The organism is Saccharopolyspora sp., from assembly GCF_017434145.1.
Taxonomy (GTDB): Bacteria; Actinomycetota; Actinomycetes; order Mycobacteriales; family Pseudonocardiaceae; genus Saccharopolyspora_C; species Saccharopolyspora_C galaxeae.
Genome location: NZ_JAFRFW010000663.1, coordinates 1 through 5,864, shown reverse-complemented (window position 1 = coordinate 5,864; position 5,864 = coordinate 1). Strand labels below are relative to the sequence as shown.

At 70.7% G+C, this 5,864-nt stretch carries 5 protein-coding genes and 1 pseudogene; 3 read left to right on the top strand and 3 right to left on the bottom strand.

The features are described 5' to 3' along the window. From mtrB to IJH84_RS18180, 3 genes are all read right to left on the bottom strand, one after another. Positions 1–1,615, bottom strand: a 1,615-nt coding sequence (mtrB, locus tag IJH84_RS18190) for an MtrAB system histidine kinase MtrB (protein WP_295146601.1), incomplete at its 3' end; no start/stop codon positions are given. 82 nt (positions 1,616–1,697) lie between these two features. Beyond that, positions 1,698–2,375 (bottom strand): MtrAB system response regulator MtrA, encoded by a 678-nt coding sequence (gene mtrA / locus IJH84_RS18185; RefSeq protein ID WP_233628696.1) that lies wholly within the window; start codon positions 2,373–2,375, stop codon positions 1,698–1,700. Positions 2,376–2,494: 119 nt separating this feature from the next. Beyond that, entirely contained in the window at positions 2,495–3,136 is a 642-nt protein-coding gene (locus IJH84_RS18180; RefSeq protein ID WP_295146597.1) for a dTMP kinase, read from the bottom strand. Between the two features lie 102 nt (positions 3,137–3,238). On the opposite strand from IJH84_RS18180, the gene IJH84_RS18175 reads away from it, so the two are divergent. The 3 genes and pseudogenes from IJH84_RS18175 to IJH84_RS18165 all read left to right on the top strand — a co-directional run. After that, positions 3,239–3,910 carry a Crp/Fnr family transcriptional regulator gene (locus IJH84_RS18175; RefSeq protein ID WP_200073536.1) on the top strand — a complete coding sequence of 224 codons (672 nt, stop codon included), beginning with the start codon at positions 3,239–3,241 and terminating at the stop codon, positions 3,908–3,910. A gap of 95 nt (positions 3,911–4,005) precedes the next feature. Then, on the top strand, positions 4,006–4,824 hold the full coding sequence (locus IJH84_RS18170) for a hypothetical protein (protein ID WP_295146594.1): 819 nt from the start codon (positions 4,006–4,008) through the stop codon (positions 4,822–4,824). A 300-nt stretch (positions 4,825–5,124) separates the two neighbouring features. After that, a pseudogene (locus IJH84_RS18165) lies at positions 5,125–5,864 on the top strand (hypothetical protein); the annotation flags it as partial.

The following is a 5,864-nucleotide window of genomic DNA, read 5'->3' as shown; positions in this document are numbered from 1 at the left end:
CGCCGACCCCTCGCGCAACCGCCGCACCGGCGGCACCGGCCTCGGGTTGTCCATCGCCTCCGAGGACGCGCGGCTGCACGGCGGCAACCTCGAGGCCTGGGGCGAGCCCGGCGAGGGCTCCTGCTTCCGGCTCACCCCACGCGTCGAGCATGCCACCGTGCAGCCGGGCGTCCTCGGAACTGATGGACAGGCCGAGACCGGTGCCGCCGGTACGCCGGTTGCGGGACGGGTCGGCGCGCCAGAACCGGGTGAACACCAGGTCCGCCTCGCCGGGCCGCAGACCGACGCCGTAGTCGCGGATGCTCACCGCGACCGCGTCCTCGCCGGAGCCGAAGCGGATCTCCACCGGACCGCCCTCGGCGTGGTCGATGGCGTTGGCGACGAGGTTGCGCACGATCCGCTCCAGCCGCCGCGCGTCGGCGACGAGGTTGAGGTCCTGGTTCTCGCCGGGCACCTCCACCCGCAGCGGGACACCGCTGGTCTCGGCGATGGCACGCACCGAATCGACCGCGCCCTGCACGATCTCGGGCAGGTGCAGCGGTTCCGGCGAGAGCTCGGCGACCCCGGCATCCAGCCGGGAGATCTCCAGCAGGTCGGCCAGCAGCGCCTCGAACCGGTCCAGTTCGTCGACCAGCAGCTCGGTGGAGCGCGCCAGCCCGGCCGGGAACTGCTCGCGGGAGGCGTGCAGCACGTCGGCGGCCATCCGGACCGTGGTCAGCGGGGTGCGCAGTTCGTGCGAGACGTCCGAGGTGAACCGGCGTTGCAGCTGGCCGAACTCCTCCAGCTGCTGGATCTGCTGCTTGAGGCTGTCGGCCATCTCGTTGAACGACTCGGCCAGCCGGGCCACGTCGTCCTCGCCGATCACCCGCATCCGCTGGTCGAGGTCGCCGTCGGCGAGCCGCGCCGCGTTCTGCGCGGCCTGCCGCACCGGGCGCACCACCTGGCGGGTGACCAGGTTGGTGATCGCGCCGAGCAGCACCACCAGCACGAGCCCGCCGATCAGCAGCGTGCTCTGCACGACGTCGAGCGTGCGCTGCTCCGCGCTGAGCGGGAACAGCAGGTACGCCTGCAGCGAGCGGGTGGAGCTGCCGACCGGAGTGCCGACCACCAGCATCGTCACCTGGTTCGGCCCGCGGGAGACGGTGGTGATCTGGCGGGCGAGCTGGCCGCGTTCGACGAACCGCCGCAGCTCACCGGGCACGTCACCGATCGGTCCCGCGGCCGGTTGCGGCCGGCCCGGGGCCGCGGACGAACCGTCCACCAGCACCGGGTCGAAAACGCCTGCCACGGGCTGGCCGGTGGACCGGCCGGAGTTCGGGGTGGTGAGCCGGTTCAGCGCCTGCTCCAGCTGCTCGGAAACGTCGTCCGAGTTCGGGTCGACCGCGGTCAGCTCCCGCTCCAGCACCCCCACGCTGCTTCTGACCTGCGAGGTCGCGGCGCGCTCCTTGGCCTCCAGCAGCTGGTAGGTGATCTGCGTCAGCAGCACCATGCCCAGCACGAAGATCACCGCGGACGACAGCGCCAAGGTGCTCACGACCACGCGCAGCTGCATCGAGCGGCGCCACAGCAGCTCGAACCGCTGCCAGCGCTCGCGGAGTTCACCGCGCAGCAGCAGCGCCCGCTCGCGCAGCGCCGCCTTCGCGCGCACGGTCCGCCCGCTCACCGCGACAGTCCTGTTCGGACCACGCGGCGGGCGGTCACGGCGGTCCTGCCTTGTACCCGACGCCGCGCACCGTCAGGACCACCTCCGGGCGCTCCGGGTCGGTTTCCACTTTGGACCGCAGCCGCTGCACGTGGACGTTCACCAGGCGGGTGTCGGCGGCGTGCCGGTAACCCCAGACCTGCTCCAGCAGGACCTCGCGGGTGAACACCTGGCGCGGCTTGCGGGCCAGCGCGACCAGCAGATCGAACTCCAGCGGGGTCAGCGCTATCGGCACTCCCTCGCGGGTGACCTCGTGGCCGGGCACGTCGATGCTGAGGTCGCCGATGGCCAGCACCTCGGCCGGTTCGGCGTCGGTGCGGCGCAGCCGGGCGCGCAGCCGGGCGACGAGCTCCTTCGGCTTGAACGGCTTGACCACGTAGTCGTCGGCGCCGGATTCCAGCCCCAGCACGACGTCCACGGTGTCGCTCTTGGCGGTGAGCATCACGATCGGCACCACGGACTCGGTGCGGATCGCCTTGCACACGTCGATGCCGTTCATCCCGGGCAGCATCAGGTCCAGCAGCACCAGGTCCGGTTTGAGTTCGCGCAGCGCGGGCATCGCCTTGGTGCCGTCGCTGACCACGGCGGTCTCGAACCCTTCGCCGCGCAGGACGATGGTCAGCATTTCGGCCAGGGCCGGATCGTCGTCCACCACGAGCACGCGCGCCTTCATGCCCCACATGGTTGCACTTCTCACTCCCGGGTCTTGCACCACCCGTCGATCGTCACCGCAGGTCGCCGGGTATGCACCGAACCGCGAGCGAGGTGTACCGCCGAACGGGCGAGTCCGGGTCAGCGGGTGAGCAAACTGGCCAGCTCGGCGTAGTCCGGCCGGTCGCTGCCGGCGACCACGAGCCACGGCGACCACCACCCGGATTCGGCGAGTTGCGCGTAGACCTCGCCGACGCGCTGCTGCAGCGGGGCGTCCGACTCGAAGCTGTCGCGGTCGCGGTCCTGCTCGCGGCGTTCGCGGTGTTCGGCGCGATCGGCCGCGACGGTGGCCGGCACGTTCAGCAGCAGTTGCAGGTCGGGGCGGGGCGCGGCGAAGCGCTCGACCTCCAGCTCGTGGACCCAGCGCACGAACTCGCCGTCCGCGCCTTGGCGCAAGCGGGCGGCGCCGTACGCGGCGTTCGATGCGACGTAGCGGTCCAGCAGCACGATGTCGTGCTCGGCGAGCTGCGCGCGCAGCGCTTCGACGGCGCCGCGGCGGTCCAGGGCGTAGAGCACCGCCATCCCGTACACGGATGCACCGAGATCACCGTGCGCGCCGTGCAGCGCCTCCCGCACCAGTTCGGCGTGCACATCGGTGTCGTAGCGGGGAAATGCGGCGTGCGACGAGGAAAACCCGCGCGCCCGCAGCTGTGCACCGAGACCTTCGGCGAGCGTGCGCTTGCCCGCGCCGTCCATTCCTTCGATCACGATGAGCCGCCCCACGCCGGGAAACGATACGCAGCGCCCGCGCGTACGCCGCCATTAGGGTTGCGCTGACTCGAAGATCATTCACTTGCCGATCGGCGTGCAGCACACTGACCGTCCGTGGCCTTCCCACCCTCCCCCGGTTACCGCAGCTTCCGCGACCACCTCGGTCCGCAGAATTGGCGCGCACTGCTGGACATCGGCACCCAGGCCCGCTTCGAGCCCGGGCAGACGGTGCTCAACCAAGGCGAAGAGGGCCACCACGTGCTGGCCGTGGTCCGCGGGGTGTGCAAGGTCGTCGCCGCCCGCCCGGACCGCGGGCAGGTGCTGCTCGCGGTGCGCGGGCCCGGCGACACGTTGGGCGAGTTCGCAGTGGTGGACCGGCAGCCGAGGTCGGCCAGCGTTTACGCGGTCACCGACGTGCGGGCGCACGTGCTGCGGGACGCCGAGTTCACGGCGTTCCTGCACCGCCGCAGGTTGGATCAGATGTTGACCAGCTACCTGAGCATGAAGCTGCGGTCGAACAGCAGCATGGTCTCCGAACTCGCCGGTGTTCCGGTGAAGGCCAAGGTCGCGTGGCTGCTGTGCCGGCTCGTCGCGGTCAGCGACACCGCGGGTTTCGTCCCGCTCTACCAGCACGACCTGGCCGAACTCCTCGGCGTGGCAAGGAGTTCGGTGGCGGCGAGCCTGGCGGACTTCCGCGCGGAGGGCTTGCTGCGCACCGAGCCGGGCGGCGTGCACCTGCTGGACGTGGACGCGCTGAGCCGGCACGTGCAAAGCTCCCGCCAATAGTGACGTCGATCACCACACGTCCGAGATCGGACACGAGCCACCGCACCGGTGGCCGATGGTGCTTCCAACAGCAAGTGCAGAGAGGACCGCCCGCGATGCCGAACCCCGACCCGCACCAGAACATCCGCCGCAGCAAGCAGCTGCCGCCGTACCGCGCGGTGTTCGCGGTGGACGTGCGGGATTTCAGCAGCAGCCCGAGCGCGCACCAGGAACAGCTCAGCAAGGACATCCCGCAGCTGCTCTCGCTCGCGTTCGAGCAGCGCGAACTGGGGCGGCTCTGGGACAACCGGGTGTTCGGCTCGTCCACCGGCGATGGCTACTACTTCGGGGTGGACGCGGTGGACACGCCGTTCCTGGTGGATCCGTTCCTCGGCGAGCTGCAGGAAGTGCTCGAAGCCCACGACGAGGTCGTCCGCGCGCGCAGCCGGGACCTGCGGCTGCGGCTGCGTGCGAGCGTCCACATCGGACCGGTGCCGGAAGCCGGGCCCGCGACGGCGATGAACGAGACGCACCGGCTGCTGGACTCCGAGCCGGTGCGGGCGGTGCTCGCCGACTCCGACCCGGACGTGACCTTCCTGGCCGCGATCCTGTCCGAGCGGGTCTACACCGACGTCGTCGCAGGCGACTACGTCAAGCAGCGGCCCAGCCAGTTCGCCAAGAACGCGTTGCAGGTCAAGAGCTACCTTGGGACCGGCTACCTCTACACCCCGAAGCCGTCGGCGAATCCGCAGCGGCTCGGCCAGATCGAGGGACTGACGCCGGTGCAGAGCGAGGACGTCGCCGAAGCGCAGCAGCGCCGCACCGAACCGGACAAGCCGCAGCACGTGCACAACGAATTCAGCGGCAACGGCGGTTCGGGAATAGTGATCCAGGCCGGCCGGATGGGCGACGTACACGGACCCGGGTCCCGCTGAGCACCTCCAGCGGAACCCGCCTGAAGGGACCGAGGAGCCGCGGCGGGGACGGCTCCTCGGTCCCGTTGCGTTCGTCGGTCGACGTCGGCGCGAGCAGGGGAACTCCGTCGCGATCTTGCGCACAACGGGCGTCCGCGGCACTGCCGTGCGCGCGAGGTTTTCCCACCGTTCGCCGCGAAAACGGGACACCGCCGCGCCCGCGCCGCCACAATCGAGTGGCCAATCGCTCGCCACGAGCCGATGCGCGGTGGACAATCACCAGCACGTGATCATGATCCACCTTGCGGCCGGGAGGACACAGTGCAGATACCGGGGCCGGACACCCGCGTGGTCGAACTGCGGGTGCACGGCATCCTGGGCACCACCGGGGAGGAGCTCACCGACTCGGTGGCCTCCGTGGACGTCGCGGGCGACGGGGTGGGGCGCATCGTGCGCCCCGCCGACCGGCTGCTGCGGCCGGTGCCCGGGCCGATGCTGACCGCGGGCGACCGCACCGTGCCGCGCATCGTCGAAGGTTACGTGTGGGGCGGGATGACTTCCGGCGGGTTGTCCAAGGCCACTTGGGCGCTGCTGTTCCCGTTCGCGTTGAGCAACGTCGCGCACTGGATGCTGCCACCGCCGCGGCCGGAAGACCGCATCGGCAAGGCGCTCGGGACGGTGCTGCGGGCGCTGCTGCGGCTCGGCGCGCTGCTGCTGACGATGCTGTTCGTCGCGCAGCTCGCCGTGGTGCTGCTGGACATGGTCGCTGCGCAATGTCTCCGGCCGAATGCGCAGTGCCTGAGTTTCGTGCCGGAGTCGGTGCGGGAACTGACCTCGCTGCGTTCGATCGCCGCGATGCTCCTGCTCGGATTGTTCGTGCTGTTGATGCACTGGCTCTCCAGCGTGTCGTGGAAGTTGTCGAACGCGTTCAAAACAGCAGGCCAGCGAGGCGGCAAAGCGCAGCACTCGGGCCGCGCACCGCTACTGCCCGGTGCGAACGTCGTGGCCGACCCGGACACCCCGACGCTGCGCGCGCTGCACGTGACCGGTGCGCTGGCCGT

Coding starts and splice junctions, on each gene's coding strand:
- mtrA (WP_233628696.1), bottom strand. CDS start 2,375: ATGAAGGCGCGCGTGCTCGTGGTGGACGACGATCCGGCCCTGGCCGAA.
- IJH84_RS18170 (WP_295146594.1), top strand. CDS start 4,006: ATGCCGAACCCCGACCCGCACCAGAACATCCGCCGCAGCAAGCAGCTG.